Source organism: Lentzea flaviverrucosa (assembly GCF_003350445.1).
Lineage (GTDB): Bacteria > Actinomycetota > Actinomycetes > Mycobacteriales > Pseudonocardiaceae > Lentzea > Lentzea californiensis.
Genome location: NZ_QQAU01000014.1, coordinates 165,393 through 181,478 on the forward strand (window position 1 = coordinate 165,393; position 16,086 = coordinate 181,478).

Consider the following 16,086-nt stretch of genomic DNA (forward strand, 5'->3'; position numbering starts at 1 on the left):
GTCTGGTCGGCACGAGTATTCGTGTACCTGTCGACCGCCCTGGGAGCCCTGTGTCCGGCAAGATCGCTGACTTCGCCCGTTACCTCCGCACCGAGACCGTCGGTGGCATGGTGCTGCTCGGCGCCACGGCCGTGGCACTGCTGTGGGCCAACTCGCCTCTTTCCCCCGCGTACTTCGGTCTGAGGGATCTGCACCTCGGGCCGTTGAGCGTCGGCGACTGGGCCAAGGACGGGCTGCTCGCGGTCTTCTTCTTCGTCGCCGGACTCGAGCTGAAGCGCGAACTCGTCGTCGGTGAGCTGTCGAACTTCAAGGCCGCGATCCTGCCGATCATCGCGGCGGTCGGCGGGATGATCGTGCCCGCGCTGGTCGCGCTCGGGATCGGCTGGGGGCAGCCGGGGATCGAGAAGGCCTGGGCGATCCCCGTCGCGACGGACATCGCGTTCGCGCTCGGGGTGCTGGCGCTGACGGGGTCCGGGCTGCCGTCGAGTCTGCGGGTCTTCCTGCTCAGCCTGGCCGTGGTGGACGACCTGGGGGCGATCGTCGTGATCGCGATCCTGTTCACGGCGAAGTTCAACCTGCTCGCGGCGGGCGCGGTCGTGCTGCTGCTGGCGCTGTACTGGTTCCTGCAGCACAAGAGGATCACCAGCGCCTGGATCTACGTGCCGATCGCGCTGGCCACCTGGTGGTTCATGCACGAGTCGGGCGTCCACGCCACGATCGCGGGTGTCGCGCTGGCGTTGCTGACGCGGGTGCGGCGCGACCCGTACGAGCAGGAGGCGCCGGCCGTGCGGCTGGAGCACCGGCTGCAGCCGTGGTCGGCCGGGGTGGCCGTGCCGGTGTTCGCGCTGTTCGCAGCGGGTGTGCCGGTGGGTGCCGAGGCGTTGGGCAAGCTCTTCGACGACAAGATCGCGATCGGCGTGATGGTGGGGCTGGTCGTCGGCAAGGTGGTCGGGATCGTGGGGGCGTCGGCGCTCGCCGTGTGGTTCAAGGCGGCGGTGTGGCCGTCCGGGGCGGGGCCGCGCGACATCGTGGCGGTGGCGACGCTGGGCGGCGTCGGGTTCACCGTCAGCCTGCTGATCGCGGACCTCTCACTCGACGAGCCGGAGACCGCGAAGGCCGCTGTGCTGATCGCCTCGATGATCGCGTCGCTGCTCGCCGCGGTGTTGCTCATTCGTCGCAGCCGGGCTCATGGCACCATGTCCGAGTGACCACCAGGGAGCACATCGCGTCGATTCCGCTGACCGCAGACGACCCGACGGCCGAGGCGTCGATCGGCGGTCTTGTCCGTGATGCGACCGCCCACGTGTCGACTTTGGTCAGAGCAGAGGTCGAGCTCGCCAAGGGCGAGATCACGGCCGAGATCAAGAAGGGCGTGAAGGGCAGCGTCTTCTTCATCGTCGCCCTGACGATCCTCTGCTTCAGCCTGTTCTTCCTGTTCATGGCGCTCGGCTTCGGTTTCGCCGAGTGGTTCGGGTGGGGCTACTGGGCGGGCTTCGGGCTCGTGTTCGGCGTGATGCTGCTGACCGCCGTCGCCTTCGCCTTCCTCGGCTACCGCAAGGTCAAGAAGATCAGGGCGCCGGAGAAGTCGATCGCGGCCGCGAAGGACACCGTCGCGGCCCTCACGCGCAGGGGCGACGACAACTGAGCCGCAAACCCGACCCGTCCGTCGTGCGGGTCGCGGGTCCGTGGACGCACCGCGACGTCTCGGCCAACGGCATCCGCCTGCACGTCGCCGAACTCGGTGAGGGCCCGCTCGTGCTGCTGCTGCACGGGTTCCCCGAGTTCTGGTGGTCGTGGCGGCACCAGCTGACCGCACTGGCCGAGGCGGGCTATCGCGCCGTGGCCGTCGACCTGCGCGGCTACGGCGACTCGGACAAACCTCCGCGCGGCTATGACGGCTTCACCCTCGCGGGTGACATCGCCGGTCTGGTCAAGGCGCTCGGTGCTCCGCGCGCCCACCTGGTGGGTCACGCGTGGGGCGGGGCCACGGCGTGGACGGTCGGCGCCATGCACCCGCGCGTGGTCTCGTCGATCTCCGTGCTGTCCGCACCGCACCCGCTGGTGACACGCCGGGCGTTCCGCAGGCATCCCCGCACGAACTCGCACGTGCTGCGGTTCCAGCTGCCGATCCACCCGGAACGGTGGCTGACCGCGGAGAACGGCCTGCAGGTCGCCAAGCTGCTGTCCGCGTGGTCAGGGCCGAAGTGGCGGTCGGCGCCCGAGTTCGACGAGGTCATCCGCCGCTGCCGGCAGGCGATGACGGTGCCGGGCGTGGCCCACAGCGCGTTGGAGTACTACCGCTGGGCGGCGCGCTCGCAGCTGCGCAGCGACGGCCGCCGGTTCGCCGAGGCCGTCGACAAGCAGATGCAGGTGCCGGTGCTGCAGATCCACGGCGCGCTGGACCCGATCGTCCTGGAGTCCTCCGCGCGCGACTCGCTGCCGTGGCTCGGGCCCGAGTCGGAGTTCCGCTACCTGCCGGAGGTGGGGCACTTCCCGAACCAGGAGGCGCCCCACACCACGAGCAGGCTGATCACCGAGTTCCTGCAGAAGCAGAGCTGAACGCGGTCGCGAGCACGGCGGCCGGGTCGTCCGGCAGGTCCGCCGACCGCCAGGCGACGTAGCCGTCGGGCCTGACCAGCGAAGCGCCCTTGGCCGACAGTCCGAACAGGTCCAGCTGCTCGACCCGTTCGTACCGGACGGCCAGGCCTGCCGCCGCTTCCTCCCACTGCGGGTGGTCGGCGACGAGCACCCAGCCGCGCTGGAACAGGTCCACAGTGGACCTGCCGGGCTCGACCCACGCGTGCGGCGCCCTGGTGCCCGGCTGGCCGTTCCACTGCTCGGGGAGTTGGGCTGGCGGGAGCTCCGGGCCCGCGCCGAGCACCGCGTCCGAGCGGTAGAGGACGCCGAAGTGCATGGCGTTGTTGTCGTACAGCGGGGCGTCGTCCGGTGCGCCGTCGCGGTTGTGGCCGTCGTTGCGCGCGAAGATCTGCTGGTGGCAGAGGGTCGCGACCGGACGCCGTTCCGCGTCGTAGGTGTCCAGGAGGGACGGTCGCGACTCGCCGTTCAGCACCGCGGCGAGCTTCCACGCGAGGTTGTGCGCGTCCTCGATGCCGACGTTCGCCCCGAACCCGCCGCGGCTCGGCGGCAACGTGTGCGCGGCGTCGCCCGCCAGGAAGACCCGGCCCTGGGAGAACCGGTCGGCGACGGCCGCGCTGATCGTCCAGCGGCCGGTGGTGATGATCTCGACGTCGAGGTCGTCGCGGCCGACGGCCTGGAAGATCTTCTGCCGCAGCTCGGGCTCGTCGTACTCGCGGTCGTCGAGCATGAGCACCCAGCGCCCGTCGCCGTAGGTGGTCAGGAAGCCGACGCCGTCGATGACGAACTGGCCGATCCCGTCCTTCAGGTACTGCTGCAGCGGCGCGCGGAACAGCACGCTGCGGGAGGTGTGCATGTACCCGCGTCCGGTGCGGCCGATGCCGAGCCGTTCGCGGATCGGGCTGCGGTGCCCGTCGGCCGCGACCAGGTAGTCGGCGCGGATCTCGTACGGCTCGCCGTCGCCCCGCACGACCGCCGTGACACCCTCGTCGTCCTGCGTGAACTCCAGCATCCGGGTGCTCATGCGGATGTCCGCGCCGAGTGCGCTGGCCTTGTCGCGCAGGATCGGCTCCATCCGGTCCTGGGCCACACCGACGCCGGCGGACGGTGAGTACTCGACGTCGGAGAGCTCGGCCGGCGGTGTCCAGAACGTCTCGTCGAACTTCTTCCCGACCAGGCTCTCGGCTCTGACCCGCCGGACGCCGAAGCCCTTCGTCATCCTGCTCGGCGGCAGCTCGTCCTCGATCCCGACCGCCCGCAGCAACTCGCCGATCCGGGCGTTGAACCCGACCGCTCGCGGGTGCGCAGAGCTGCCCGGATGCTTCTCCACCAACGTCACGGGAACCCCGCGCCATGCGAGGAACAACGCGGCCGACGTTCCCGCCAGGCCTCCCCCGACCACCAACACCGAAGTCCTCACAAGCATCCCCTCTCAATACGGTGTATCGCTCAATACACTGTATCGCTATGAGACGCTGTATTGTCCAGCCCGATGTCGAACGAACCCGTGTGGGACCGCCCAGAGCCGCCCAGCAAGCCGTCACCGACCCCGTTGAGCAGGGAACTGATCGTGAGCGCCGCGATCAGGCTCGCCGACGAGGGCGGGCTCGACGACGTGTCGTTCCGCAAGGTCGCCGCCGCGCTGAACGCGGGCCCGATGCGCCTGTACGGGTACGTCGAGACCAAGGACGAGCTGCTGGACCTGATGGTCGACGAGGTCTACGGCGAGATCACGCCACCGCCGGCGAAGTCGGACTGGCGTTCCGGCCTGAAGCACGTCGCGCACGAGATGCGGGACGCGGCGAAGCGGCACGAGTGGTTCATCGACCTGCCCAGCGGCCGTCCGCACCAGGGCCCGCACTCGCTCGCGCACATCGAGTCGACGCTCGCCACGGTCCGGCTCGCGGACATCGACCAGGTGCTCGGCGTGGTCAGCGCCGTGATGGCGTACGTGTTCGGCGCCGTGCGCAGCGAGATCACGGAGCTGCGCGCGGAACGGGCCACCGGCCTGACCGAGGAGCAGTGGCAGCGGGCGTCCGGGCCGTACATGGAACGGATGCTCGCCACCGGCCGCTTCCCGCTGCTCGGCAGGGTCATGTTCGAGTCCACGGACCGCGACCACGCCGAGGTCTTCGACACCGGTCTCGGCTACGTCCTCGACGGCATCGCCGTCCGGCACGGTTTCTAGCTGGCGCAGCCCTGGGTGGAGGCGCGCTTGGTGAGCGTCGGCGCCTTCTGCACCATCGCCTGCACCTGCTGCGCGGTGAGCACGAAGCCAGTCTCCGGGTCGTCGACCGCGGCGCCGAAGACCACGCCCATCACCCGGCCGTTCGGGTCGACCAGCGGGCCGCCGGAGTTGCCGGAGCGGACCTCGGCGCGAACCGTGTAGACGTCACGCGTCACCGTCTGGGCGTCGTAGATGTCCGGGCCGCGCAGCAGCGGGATCCGCTCCCGCACCCTGGCCGGCGAGGCCTTGTACGGGCCGTCGAGCGGGTAGCCGAGCACGATGCCGTCCTCGCCCGGCTGTACCTCGTCCGAGCGGAACTGCAGCGGCGTGGCCTCCAGGTCCGGCACCGCGAGCACGGCGATGTCCGTGCGCGGGTCGTAGGAGACGACCGTCGCGTCGAACTGGCCGCGGCCGACCTCGACCGTCACCTCGTTCGTGCCGGCGACGACGTGGGCGTTGGTCATGACTCGTTCCGGCGCGATGACGAAGCCGGTGCCCTCCAGCGCACGGGAGCACGAGGGCGCACGGCCGCGGACCTTGAGCACGGAGGCCTTCAGCCGGTTCGCGACCGGCGAGTTCGCCAGCTGGCCGTCCGGCGGCTCGACGTCCTTGAGCGGCGTGCGGTTGAACGGGTCCATCGCCTGCGGGAAGCCCGAGACGTCGAAGAGCTTCTGCAGGTCGCCGGACAGCACGCGGGCGGCCTGCGGCATGGTCTGGTCGACCTTGCCGAGGATCACCGACTGCTTGAGCGACGAGGTGAGGTCCGGCAGGCCGACGACCGAGGTCAGCGGCAGCGCGATCATCCACGCCACGATGAAGACGACGAAGCCCTGCACGATCGCGCCCAGCGCGTTGTCCGCGCCGCGCAACGGCGACGCGTTGACCCGTGCCTTGATCGTCCGGCCGATGTAGACGCCGATCGTCTCGCCCAGCGCCACGAGCAGCACGACGATGCCGACCGCGAACACGACCTTGGTGACGACGTTCTCGAACTGGGAGACCAGCAGCGGAGCGATCTGCGTGCCGAGGATCAGGCCGACGAGCACGCCGACGAAAGCGGGCAGCGCGACGACCATGCCTTGCCTGGCCCCGGACAGCGCGGCGATCGCGGCGAGGCCCAGCACCAGCAGGTCAACCCAGTTCAACCCGAAACCTCCGCCTCACTGTGTAGCGCGCAACGCTAGTTCAAGGTCACGCACATCGGTCGCATCCCACGGCTGTTCCCAGCCGCCGAGTGCGATCAGGCCGTTGATCAACCCCGCGGTGAAACCCCACACCAGCATGCCCGGCGCGGAGAAGGCCGCTCCGACGTAACCCGCGGGGTGGCGCACCCGGAACCTGTTGGCAGGATCGGCGAGGTGCGCGACCGGCACCCGAGCGACCGCAGCGGTCTCCGCCGGATCGACAGGGGCGACGGGGCTCGGCTGTTCCCAGTAGGCGAGCACGGGCGTGACCACGAACCCGGACACCGGCACGTAGAGCTCCGGCAGCGTTGCAAGTGGTCTCACTCCTGACTCAAGTACACCTGTCTCCTCGTAAGCCTCGCGTAATGCCGTGCCCACCGGCCCGTCGTCGGTGTCGTCGGACGCACCGCCGGGGAACGCGACCTGGCCGGGATGCGAGCCCAGCGTGTCCGAACGGCGCAGCAGCAACACGTCCGGCCCGTGCTCCTCGGACTCGCCGAACAGCATGAGCACGGCCGCCTTGCGCACGCCCTGCTCCGGCGCCCGCGGGACCCGCATGAACGTCTGCGCGTCGATCTCCTCGGTGGCCTTGGCCAGGCGCTGCATCCAGTCGGGTGGCTCTGTCGCCTCCGTCATCGAACCGCCTTCTCCACCTGTTCCGGTGCCTTGAAGTACGGCGGATCGGTGATCTGCCGGACCTGACCGTCCGCTGCTACGTAATACGTGGCGGGAAGCGTCATCGGCGCCTTGAATTGCTTGCGGAGCTGATCCGCCTCGTCGTGGACCGAGGGCAGCCGCACGCCGAGCCGGGCGAGCAGCTCCAGACCGTCCGCCTCCCTGCTCTCCACGAGAACTGGGACGACCGGGACGGCACCTGGTTGCTTCGCATAGGTGTCCAGCACTGGCAGCTCCTCCTGGCACGGCTGGCACCAGGTCGCCCAGAAGTTGATCAGGAGCGGCCCCTTGAGCGCGAGGGCCGTCCGGGTGCCGTCGCCGAGGCACGTCACGCCGACGCCGCCCTCCGCCCCCGGCACGCACGGCCGGAGCTGGGCCTGTGCGCGCAACGCGACCAAGTCCTGGGTCGGGCGGGTGGACGTGGGCGGCGGATCCGGTGCGGCGCCCCGGGGCCACAGCGCCACGACACCCGCCACGCCGAGGACGAGCACCACGACGAGCCAGCGCGTGCGGTTGTTCACGCTCCTAGCTTCTCACCGGCCCGTACCCGCTCGGCGAGCTCGATCAGGTGGGGCTTCTCGTCGCCCTTCACGAGCTTGGCGGCCTTGTCCGGGTCCTCCGGGCCGAGGCCGTACGACGGGCAGTCGTTCATCAGCAGGCAGGCGCCGCAGGCAGGGGTCTTGGCGTGGCAGACGCGGCGGCCGTGGAAGACGATCCAGTGCGACGCCATGGTCCAGTCGCGCTTCTCGATCAGCTCGCCGATGGCGTGCTCGACCTTGACCGCGTCCTCCAGCTCGGTCCAGCCCCAGCGGCGCACGAGGCGGCCGAAGTGGGTGTCGACTGTGAGCCCGGGCACATCGAACGCGTTGCCGAGAACCACGTTGGCCGTCTTGCGTCCTACACCAGGGAGCTTGACCAGCTCCTCCAAGTTGCCCGGCACCACACCGTCGTGCTGCTCCACCAGAGCGGCACCGAGACCCAGCAGAGACGTCGCCTTGTTCCGGAAGAAACCGGTGGGGCGGAGCATCTCCTCGAGTTCAGTCCGGTCGGCACCGGCGTAGTCGGCGGCCGTCGGGTACTTCGCGAAGAGCGCGGGAGTGACCTCGTTGACCTTCTTGTCGGTGCACTGCGCGGACAGGATCACCGCCACGACGAGCTCGAGCGGCGTCGTGAAGTCCAGCTCGCAGTGCGCGTCCGGGTATCCCTGGGCCAGCACGCGCACCATCCGGCGGGCCCTGCGGGTCAGGCCGAGTCTGGTTTCCGGTTTCTTGGTTGCGGGCACTGATCCAGAGTAGTCAACACGCCGAACCCCACCCCTAGATCCGCACTCGAATCCCTCATGCGCCACACTTCGGAGCATCATGACTGCCTGGCTTGTGATCGTCGTTCCGATCGTGATCATGTTCTTCGCGCTCTTCATGGAGCGCGTCGAAGCGAAGCTCCGGCACGTTGCCGTGCAGGAGAACGAGGTCGAGGAGTTCCTGGAGTCCGCCAGGCCCGAAGAGGTCAAGGCGCTCTACGGACACGGCATCGGTCGCGCCCTTGACATGTTCCGGCTCCGTCGCCGTGGCCGCGGTGGTGCGCGCAAGCGCGTCCGCTGACACGACCCTGGCGTCGACCGACACCCAAATGGCGTAGGCTGGCTCGTTGGGCTCTGGATCGAGCCAGCCGGGTTGTTCCTAGTAAGACGGCGAGCCGAGCGGCGATCCACAAGAGAGCCCTTAGACTGCAACGCAGTGATCGGCGGCACGGCGCTGACTCCACCAAAGATGGTGGTAGGCGTGCCGTCGCGTCGATTAGGAGGGACGAGGTGGACGAGACCCTGGCGCGAGCGGGCATCTTCCAGGGGGTGGACCCGGCGGCCGCAGAGGCGCTGGCGACGACCCTTGAGACGGTGGAGTTCCCGCGTGGCCACGTGATCTTCGCGGAGGGTGAGCCGGGCGATCGGCTGTACATCATCCAGTCCGGCAAGGTGAAGATCGGCCGCAAGTCGCCGGACGGCCGCGAGAACCTGTTGGGGATCTTCGGGCCCTCCGACATGTTCGGCGAACTGTCCATTTTCGATCCTGGCCCCCGCACGTCGACTGCGACGACGGTGACCGAGGTGCGCGCGGTGTCCATGGACCGCCCCGCGCTCCGTCAGTGGATCACCAACCGGCCGGAGATCGCCGAGCAGCTGCTGAGGGCCCTGGCCCGCAGGCTGCGCCGGACGAACTCGATGCTGGCCGACCTGATCTTCACGGACGTGCCCGGCCGCGTGGCCAAGGCGTTGTTGCAGCTCGCACAGCGCTTCGGCTCGCAGGAGGCCGGCCTGCTCCGCGTCACGCACGACCTGACGCAGGAGGAGATCGCGCAGTTCGTCGGCGCGTCCCGCGAGACCGTGAACAAGGCTCTCGCCGACTTCGCGCACCGCGGCTGGCTGCGGCTCGAAGGCAAGAGCGTGCTGATCCTGGACCCGGAGCGCCTGGCGCGCCGAGCCCGCTAGTTCAGAACGCGAAGCACCAACGCAGCGGAGCCCCGTGGACTGCACGGGGCTCCGCTGCGTTGGTGCTTGAGCACGCGACGAGCTTGCCGCCGTCTGCGGAGCAGCGGCCAACAAGCACCACCGAACACGAAGGACCGGGCGCCACCCCCGACGTGGCGCACCGGTCCTTGGTGTTCGCGCGGCCCATCCCCCGACGAACCACGCCTTCCACCCTCTGGCGCGCAGGCCCCGACCCTCTGGCCAGAGGTTGGTCTTCGGTCGGCGAGTCAACTTTCGCACGTCGACACCCCGACCACTCAAGCCCTTTCACCCTCAAGGACCTGGTGTGTGGCCTATTCGTTGCATGTTTCACCCGGTCATCCCATTCCTGTGACCCAATCGCAACCATCGTGACCCTGCGCACCCGATCTGGTACATCCGTACCAACTTTGGCATACTGGTACACATGTCCCACTCCGCCCGTCTCTCGGACTACCGCGCTGCCCTGACCACTCCCGGCATGCGCGGCCCCGTGGTCGCGTCTCTGCTCGCCCGCCTGCCCATCGCCATGGTCGGGCTCTCGCTGCTGCTCTACGTCGAGCGCGCGACGGGATCGTTCGCGGTCGCCGGCATGGTCTCGGCGGCGGCGCTGACGGGTGTGGCACTCGGCTCCGTGATCCAGGGCCGGTTGATGGACCGCTTCGGCCCCACCCGTCCCCTGCTCTGGGTGACCGGGATGTTCGCCGTCTTCGTCACCGTCTCGGTGCTCGCCGTCGAGGCGGCCGCGTCGGTGTTCGTGCTGGTCCCGCTGGCCCTCGGGGTCGGCGCGACCGAGCCGATGGTGGGCTCGGCGTCGCGTGCGCTGTGGGAGCGGATGGTGCCGGCCGGTCCCACGCGGATGGCCGGTTACGCCTACGAGGCGATCAGCATGGAGGTCTTCTTCATCCTCGGGCCGGGTCTCGCCGGTCTGCTGCTGGCCGCGCCGTGGGCGGGCACCGGTGTCGTCGTCGGCGCCGTGCTGATGGTCATCGGCGCGATGTGGTTCGCGTTCAACCCCGTCGTACGTGCGTGGGGCCCGGTCAAGCAGGCACCGCGTCCGTTGCTCGGCGCGTTCGCCTACCCCGGCATGCGCACGGTGGCGCTGGCCGCGCTGGGCTTCGGTGTGACCATCGGCTTCGTCGAGGTGGCCGTGCCGGCGTTCGCGAAGGCCGCGGGTCACGCCTCGATGGGTGGCCTGATGCTGTCGCTGTGGTCGATCAGCTCGGTGGTCTTCGGCGTGCTCTACGGCATGCGCCCGTGGCCGCGCCCGATGCACCTGCGCCTGCCGGTGCTGCTGGCCGGCTTCGCGCTGCTGACGTTCCTGCTCGCGATCCCGGCGACGCTGATCGGGCTCGCCATCGCGCTGTTCCTCGTCGGCACGCTGATCACGCCGCAGTCGACCGCGCACTCCGCGGCGATCGAGCAGGTCACGCCGAACGGCATGGCCGCAGAGGCGTTCGGCTGGGTGATCACCTCGGTGACCGTCGGCCTCGCCATCGGGCAGGGTGTGTCCGGCCAGCTGATCGAGCACCTCGGCACGCGGCCGGCGTTCGTCGCGGCGGGTGTCGCCGGGCTGGTGATCGCACTGGCGGTCTGGCTGCTGCGCGCCACCGTGCAGCGCGGCGTGCCCGCCGAGGTGCCGGCACGGTCCGAGATGGAACTCGCCTCGCGCTGATCGGTTTTCAGGAGGCCGGCCCGATCCGGGCCGGCCTTCGTCGTTCGTCAGGCCACCGAACGCATCGGCACCACGAGGTAGGTGAGCTCGACGCCGTCTTCCCCTGGCGGCGACGTCAGCACCGTCGAGCGGAGACCGCCCTGGATCTTCAGCTCGATCCGGCGGCCAGCGAACGCCTTCAACGCGTCCGCGAGGTAGCGGGCCTGGAACGTCTTGGTCAGCCGGTCGCCCTCGACCGTGGCCTTCACGAACTCCTCCGACTCACCCTGCTGCGGGTCGCTGCCCTTGACCCTGACCTCCGAGTCCTCGACCTGGATGGTCACGGCCTGGTGCGGGCCGCCGTAGGGAGTGGCTCTGCGAACGGCGCGCGCCAGCGCGTCGGCGTCCACGAGCACCGTGCTGTCGATGACTGCCTCCAGGAGTCGGCGCGCCCGGTCGTCCGGGAACGGAGCGGCCAAGAGCGCGGTGGAGATCGAGTTGTTGCCCCAGGCGAGGCCGATGCGGTCCTCGTTCGCGTGCAGGGCGACCTTGTTCGTCGCCTGCCGAGCCGCCTCGACGATGGCCTTCGCAGGTACCAACAGGTCCAGTTGACCTTGTTGTTCCCACGGAAGTGTGGCGTAGGCCATGCGGTAGCGGTCGGTGGCCATGAAGTGCAGCTTGTGGGCGTCCGACTGGATCCGGATGCCGGTGAAGATCGGCAACGCGTCGTCCTTGCTCGCCGCGCCCGCCACGGCCGCGATGATCCTGAGCTTCGCCGCGTCGATGTGGCCCTGGAGCTCCGGCAGCACCGGAACACCGGGGTGGTGGTCGAGGTCGAGCAACGGCAGCGCGAACCTCGACGTGGGCGTGCGGACGGCCAGCCGCTGCCCCTCGACCTTCAGCCTCACCTGCGGCTCGTCGAGCGACTGGAGGGTCGCGGCCAGCAGCTTCGCCGGCACGAGCACCTCGCCCTCGGTGTGCACCGTCGCGTAGACGCTCAGGCGCACACCGTGCTCCTGGTCGCTGCCGGCGACCTCCACGTCCGTGCCGGCCTTGAGGCGGAGCCCGGCCAGCACCGGGTCGAGCACGCGGGTCGGCAGCAGCCGCGCCACCTCGGCGGCGGCACCGGCGAGCTCGGCTGTGGTGGCGGTGAGGTCCATGGTCTGGACGCTAGCGGGCACCCCTGACAATTTCGGGCGCCCTGGTTCTGACCGCGGCTGTCAGGCACCCGCCTTGCGGCGCGCCAGGTCGATGATCCGCTGCAGGTGCAGCCCGCGCCGCACGTCGCACTCGTGCGTGGTGGTGCCGCTGTCCACCATCGCCACGAAGTCGTCGAGCAGGTTCGTGAAGCACTCCAGCGCGGGCGTGTCCCGGTTCGTCAGGGTGCGGTGGCCCTCGGTGCCGAAGACGGTGAAGTCCGCGAACGGTGGCTGCACCGGCAGCGAGAGGCAGAGCGAGACGGTGCTGGTGGCGCCGCCGGCGTGCTGGAGGATCAGCTGCCACAGACCGGTGTCCGTGACGTTCGCGGCCAGGACGTCGGTGATCTCGCCCAGGGCGGCGTCGAGCAGGTCGAACGCGTGCGGGCCCACGTCGTCCAGGGCGCCCTTGTCGTGGCGCCACGGGGAGTTCGAGAACGGGCCGTCGAGCAGTGCGCCGGAGATCCAGCGGCTGTCGGCGCCGGTCCAGCCGCCGGTGCGGTGCAGCTGGGCCAGCATCTGCTTGGTCTCCGGGGCGTAGCGGCGGGTCAGCACGACCAGGGACGCGACGCCCGCCTCCTCCACGGCGGCCACCAACTCCGTTGCCACCTCCACGGATTCCGCGATCGGCTTCTCCAGCACGAGGTGCTTGCCCGCGCGCGCCGCCTCGATCGCCATCGGGCCCTGCACGCCCGGCGGCACGCAGAACGCCACGGCGTCCACAGTGGACAGCATCGCGGTGTAGTCCTCGAACGGTTCCGCGCCGAGGGAACCCGCCAGCGAGGCGGCCGCTTCCGGGCGGCGCGCCCACACACCGGTCAGCGCGGTGCCGGGGTGGTTCGCGATTCCGGGGCCGTGGATCATCTCGGCCCACGGGCCCGCACCGACAAGTCCTACGCGCAGCTGTTCGTCCACTCGCACATCCTGCCTCAGGTGTAACTGGCCTTGGGGACGAAGATCTCGCCGCCGTTGTCGAACTTCAGGCGCACGCCGTCCTGGCCGGACTCCCGCTTCGGCTCGTGACCCCAGCCGCCGGGCACCGTCACCACGTAGCCGCGGTCCGGTGACGGGCCGAGCCAGACCTCGTAGTGGTCGCCGCCGACGACCCGTTCGACCTTCTTCACGTACATGCCCGGTGCGTCGGAGGTCGGTTCGGCGCTGCTCACGGTCGTGCTGTCCGGCACGAACATCACCACGCCCGCCACCGCGGTGAGGCCTGTGCCCATCACCGCGCCGAGCAGGAACAGCAGGACCTTCACCAGGCAGCCGGAGACGTTCGTCGCCATCACACCATCCTCGAGTAAGCGCGGTCGTACGCTCGGAGGATGCCCGACGACATGACCTTGCCGGGAAACCTGGTACCCCGAACGCCGGTTTCCCAACCCGCCGAGGCACGCGACGCCGTCACCGTGGTCCTGCTCCGCGACGGCGCCGAGGGCCTCGAGGCCTTCCTGCTGCGCCGCGTGAAGGGCATGGCGTTCGCGGGCGGCATGACCGTCTTCCCCGGCGGTGGTGTGGATCAACGCGACGCCGACACGTCCGTCGCGTGGACAGGTCCGCCGCCGGAGTGGTGGGGCGAGATCTTCGGCGTCGACGCGGCCACGGCCCGTGCGTTCGTCTGCGCGGCCGTGCGTGAAATGTTCGAGGAGTCCGGCGTGCTGCTCGCGGGCCCCGACGCCACCTCGGTCGTCGCGGACACGAAGGACTTCGCGCAGGCCCGGCAGCAGCTGGTGGACCGCGAGCTCTCCCTCGCGCAGTTCCTCACGGCGAACAACCTCGTCCTGCGCGCGGATCTCCTGCGCCCGTGGGCGAACTGGGTGACCCCGTACGAGGAACCCCGCCGCTACGACACCCGTTTCTTCGTCGCCGCGCTGCCGTCGGGCCAGAAGGCCGACGGCGAGACGACCGAGGCCTCCGACGCGGCCTGGCAGACCCCCGCAGCCGCCATCCAGGACGCTCAGGAGGGCCGCCGCATGCTCATGCCGCCCACCTGGCGCACGCTCGACGAGGTGGGCGCGCTCGGCAGCGTCGAGAAGGTCATGGCCGAGGAACGCAGCGTCGAGAAGATCATCCCCAAGCTGATCCGCGACGGCGACGTCATCCGGGTGGTGTTCCAGTGAGCGGCTCCCCGCTGATCGGCGCCCGCGCAGAGCACCCGCGCTACGGCGAACTCCGCCAGGTCACCGAGCACGCCGCCGTGCTGCTGGCGGACAACCCGTCACCGATGACGCTCGACGGCACGAACACGTGGCTGCTCAAGGCACCGGACGCGACGTCGTACGTGGTCGTCGACCCCGGTCCGCTCGACGACGCCCACCTCAGGCGCATCGCGGAGATCGGCCCGGTCGCCGAGGTCCTGCTGACCCACGGCCACCCCGACCACTCCGAGGGCGCGAGGGAGTTCGCGGAACGCGTGAAGGCTCCGGTGCGCGCGCTCGACCCGACGTTCACCTACGGGTCAGAGGGCCTCACGGACGGCGATGTGATCACCAGCGCCGGCCTGGAGCTCCGCGTCCTGGGCACGCCCGGCCACACCAGCGACTCGCTGTGCTTCGTGATCGACGGCGAGGCCGTGCTGACCGGCGACACCGTCCTGGGCCGCGGCACGACGATCGTCGCCCACCCGGACGGCAGGCTCGGCGACTACTTCGAGTCGCTCGAGCTGCTCGCCGAACTGCCGGAGAACACCGCTGTCCTGCCCGGCCACGGCCCGGAGCTCGCGGACGCGGGGGAAGCGGCGCGGATGTACCTCGCGCACCGCACGCAACGCCTGGAACAGGTCCGCAGGGCCGTCCAGGCACTCGGCGGGGCTCCGACCCCGCGCCAGGTCGTCGAGGTCGTCTACGCGGACGTCGACAGGGTGCTGTGGCCCGCCGCCGAGTGGTCGGTGCGGGCCCAGCTGGAGTACCTGCGGACCGGTTACTGAGGCTGGTGGCCGTTGTTCGTGGCCCCGAAAGCCGACTGACGCGACGAGGACCGGTCGATCTGCCAGCGGCCGCTGTCGGTGGCCGGTGCCCCGGTCTGCTCCCGCTGCGCCAGCTCCTCGTGCAGCTGCTGCAGCAGGGCCCGTTCGCGCTCGCTGAGGTTCGCGTCCACCGAGGACGGCTCCGCGGGCTCGGCCAACGCGGCCTGCAGGGCCGCGAGCTCGTCGGGCTTGAGCTCGGTGGTGATCTCGGCCCGGTTGATCGGAACGGGCTCGGGGAGCACCTCGATCTCGGGCTCCACGGTGGCCATCGGGATGCGCTTCACGGGTTTGGGCGGGAAGGGCTGCGAGCCCTCCACCACCTGGGGTGCTGAACGTGTGCGTCGTGAGCCGGTCTCTTCCAGTTGCTCCGGCGCCGGTGTCGGCTCGGCCACCGGCGCCGGAGCCGGAAGCTCCTCGGCGGGCTGGTCGAACCAGGCTTGCTGCTGCTGCGAGACGTGGTCGGCCATCGGGGCCGGGGCACCGGAGATCGGCACCGCCAGAGACGACGTCACCGCGGCGGCGTGGTAGTCGCTGACCTGCACACCGGTCGCCAGGACCTCGACGGCGGCGCGGACGCCCGCCTTCCGCAGCACCGTGTCGATCCGGTAGGCGGTCGCGGGCGCGAAGCCCTGCGGACCGATGTCCACCAGCACCACGCGCTGCGGCAACGGGCCCGGCGTGGAACCCGTGGGCGACGAACGCCAGACGCACCGCACCGAGCGGATGTCCGGCAGCACCGACACCGCACGGGTCAGGTCGCCGGCGATGTCCGAGGCCGGGTCGGTCTCGGAGGTGAAGCGGTGCCTGATGAACGGCAGCATCTCGACCACCGGCAGGCGGTCGGTCAGCGACCCGTCCGAGCGGACCTCGTGGAGGATCCACGTGATGGCGGCGCGCTCGTCCGGCAGCACGGGGATGCTGCCCGCGACGAGCGTGCCGACGAGCAGCTCGATCGAGCGGTCCAGTTCTCCGACCGCGAGGAACTCGCGGGCCTGCGACAGAGCGGCGTCGTCCACGCGCCCGGCCATCGACAACAGGAGATCGTGGAGACGGACCGGCAGGCCGACACCGTCGTTCGTCACGTCAA

Annotated in this window: 18 protein-coding genes; 9 read left to right on the forward strand and 9 right to left on the reverse strand. The window is 70.2% G+C overall.

The genetic code is table 11. The features are described from left to right. Positions 1-50 precede the first annotated feature (50 nt). Genes nhaA through DFR72_RS34605 form a run of 3 tightly spaced genes read left to right on the forward strand, consistent with a single transcriptional unit; the run spans position 51 to position 2,559 of the window. The gene (gene nhaA, locus DFR72_RS34595) at positions 51-1,208 is read left to right on the forward strand and encodes a Na+/H+ antiporter NhaA (RefSeq protein ID WP_090069824.1); all 1,158 of its coding nucleotides are present in this window, start codon (positions 51-53) and stop codon (positions 1,206-1,208) included. Next, complete coding sequence (locus DFR72_RS34600; RefSeq protein WP_211335639.1) at positions 1,205-1,645, forward strand: phage holin family protein; 441 nt, start codon at positions 1,205-1,207, stop codon at positions 1,643-1,645. The genes nhaA and DFR72_RS34600 overlap by 4 nt, the downstream gene beginning before the upstream one ends. Continuing rightward, a complete protein-coding gene (locus tag DFR72_RS34605) occupies positions 1,642-2,559 on the forward strand; it encodes an alpha/beta fold hydrolase (protein ID WP_090070049.1) in 918 nt (305 codons plus the stop codon). Before DFR72_RS34600 ends, DFR72_RS34605 begins: the two co-directional genes overlap by 4 nt. Here the strand turns inward: DFR72_RS34605 and DFR72_RS34610 are convergent. Continuing rightward, positions 2,531-4,015, reverse strand: coding sequence for an FAD-dependent oxidoreductase (locus DFR72_RS34610; RefSeq protein WP_245983750.1), 1,485 nt, complete (start codon positions 4,013-4,015; stop codon positions 2,531-2,533). The genes DFR72_RS34605 and DFR72_RS34610 overlap by 29 nt on opposite strands. 72 nt (positions 4,016-4,087) lie before the next feature. On the opposite strand from DFR72_RS34610, the gene DFR72_RS34615 reads away from it, so the two are divergent. Beyond that, entirely contained in the window at positions 4,088-4,783 is a 696-nt protein-coding gene (locus tag DFR72_RS34615) for a TetR/AcrR family transcriptional regulator (RefSeq protein WP_090069820.1), read from the forward strand. Here DFR72_RS34615 and DFR72_RS34620 read toward each other — a convergent pair. Genes DFR72_RS34620 through nth form a run of 4 tightly spaced genes read right to left on the reverse strand, consistent with a single transcriptional unit; the run spans position 4,780 to position 7,906 of the window. Beyond that, positions 4,780-5,967: a MarP family serine protease gene (locus DFR72_RS34620; protein WP_090069818.1), complete on the reverse strand. Its 1,188-nt coding sequence runs from the start codon at positions 5,965-5,967 to the stop codon at positions 4,780-4,782. The genes DFR72_RS34615 and DFR72_RS34620 overlap by 4 nt on opposite strands. Before the next feature lie 15 nt (positions 5,968-5,982). Beyond that, positions 5,983-6,642, reverse strand: a complete 660-nt coding sequence (locus tag DFR72_RS34625) for an NUDIX hydrolase (protein WP_090069816.1) — start codon at positions 6,640-6,642, stop codon at positions 5,983-5,985. Beyond that, complete coding sequence (locus tag DFR72_RS34630) at positions 6,639-7,202, reverse strand: TlpA family protein disulfide reductase (protein WP_090069814.1); 564 nt, start codon at positions 7,200-7,202, stop codon at positions 6,639-6,641. Before DFR72_RS34630 ends, DFR72_RS34625 begins: the two co-directional genes overlap by 4 nt. Continuing rightward, positions 7,199-7,906, reverse strand: a complete 708-nt coding sequence (nth, locus tag DFR72_RS34635) for an endonuclease III (RefSeq protein WP_245983763.1) — start codon at positions 7,904-7,906, stop codon at positions 7,199-7,201. The genes DFR72_RS34630 and nth overlap by 4 nt, the downstream gene beginning before the upstream one ends. Positions 7,907-8,042: 136 nt before the next feature. Between nth and DFR72_RS34640 the strand changes: the two genes are divergently transcribed. From DFR72_RS34640 to DFR72_RS34650, 3 genes are all read left to right on the forward strand, one after another. Beyond that, positions 8,043-8,282: a hypothetical protein gene (locus DFR72_RS34640; protein ID WP_030477588.1), complete on the forward strand. Its 240-nt coding sequence runs from the start codon at positions 8,043-8,045 to the stop codon at positions 8,280-8,282. Positions 8,283-8,491: 209 nt separating this feature from the next. Continuing rightward, positions 8,492-9,166, forward strand: a complete 675-nt coding sequence (locus DFR72_RS34645) for a Crp/Fnr family transcriptional regulator (protein WP_030477589.1) — start codon at positions 8,492-8,494, stop codon at positions 9,164-9,166. A 445-nt stretch (positions 9,167-9,611) separates the two neighbouring features. Beyond that, positions 9,612-10,859 carry an MFS transporter gene (locus DFR72_RS34650; protein ID WP_090069813.1) on the forward strand — a complete coding sequence of 416 codons (1,248 nt, stop codon included), beginning with the start codon at positions 9,612-9,614 and terminating at the stop codon, positions 10,857-10,859. Positions 10,860-10,906: 47 nt separating this feature from the next. On the opposite strand, the gene dnaN is transcribed toward DFR72_RS34650, so the two are convergent. Genes dnaN through DFR72_RS34665 form a run of 3 tightly spaced genes read right to left on the reverse strand, consistent with a single transcriptional unit; the run spans position 10,907 to position 13,320 of the window. Beyond that, entirely contained in the window at positions 10,907-11,998 is a 1,092-nt protein-coding gene (dnaN, locus tag DFR72_RS34655; protein WP_090069811.1) for a DNA polymerase III subunit beta, read from the reverse strand. Between the two features lie 60 nt (positions 11,999-12,058). Next, positions 12,059-12,949, reverse strand: coding sequence for a Gfo/Idh/MocA family protein (locus DFR72_RS34660; RefSeq protein WP_090069809.1), 891 nt, complete (start codon positions 12,947-12,949; stop codon positions 12,059-12,061). 14 nt (positions 12,950-12,963) lie between these two features. Continuing rightward, positions 12,964-13,320, reverse strand: a complete 357-nt coding sequence (locus tag DFR72_RS34665; protein ID WP_090069807.1) for a hypothetical protein — start codon at positions 13,318-13,320, stop codon at positions 12,964-12,966. Positions 13,321-13,359: 39 nt separating this feature from the next. Here DFR72_RS34665 and DFR72_RS34670 point away from each other — a divergent pair, with 39 nt between their 5' ends. Continuing rightward, positions 13,360-14,154 carry an NUDIX hydrolase gene (locus tag DFR72_RS34670; protein WP_090069805.1) on the forward strand — a complete coding sequence of 265 codons (795 nt, stop codon included), beginning with the start codon at positions 13,360-13,362 and terminating at the stop codon, positions 14,152-14,154. Further along, positions 14,151-14,960, forward strand: coding sequence for an MBL fold metallo-hydrolase (locus tag DFR72_RS34675; RefSeq protein ID WP_245983751.1), 810 nt, complete (start codon positions 14,151-14,153; stop codon positions 14,958-14,960). Before DFR72_RS34670 ends, DFR72_RS34675 begins: the two co-directional genes overlap by 4 nt. Here the strand turns inward: DFR72_RS34675 and DFR72_RS34680 are convergent. Further along, the gene (locus DFR72_RS34680) at positions 14,954-16,081 is read right to left on the reverse strand and encodes a hypothetical protein (RefSeq protein ID WP_090069803.1); all 1,128 of its coding nucleotides are present in this window, start codon (positions 16,079-16,081) and stop codon (positions 14,954-14,956) included. The two genes, DFR72_RS34675 and DFR72_RS34680, sit on opposite strands and share 7 nt — an antisense overlap. Positions 16,082-16,086: the final 5 nt, after the last annotated feature.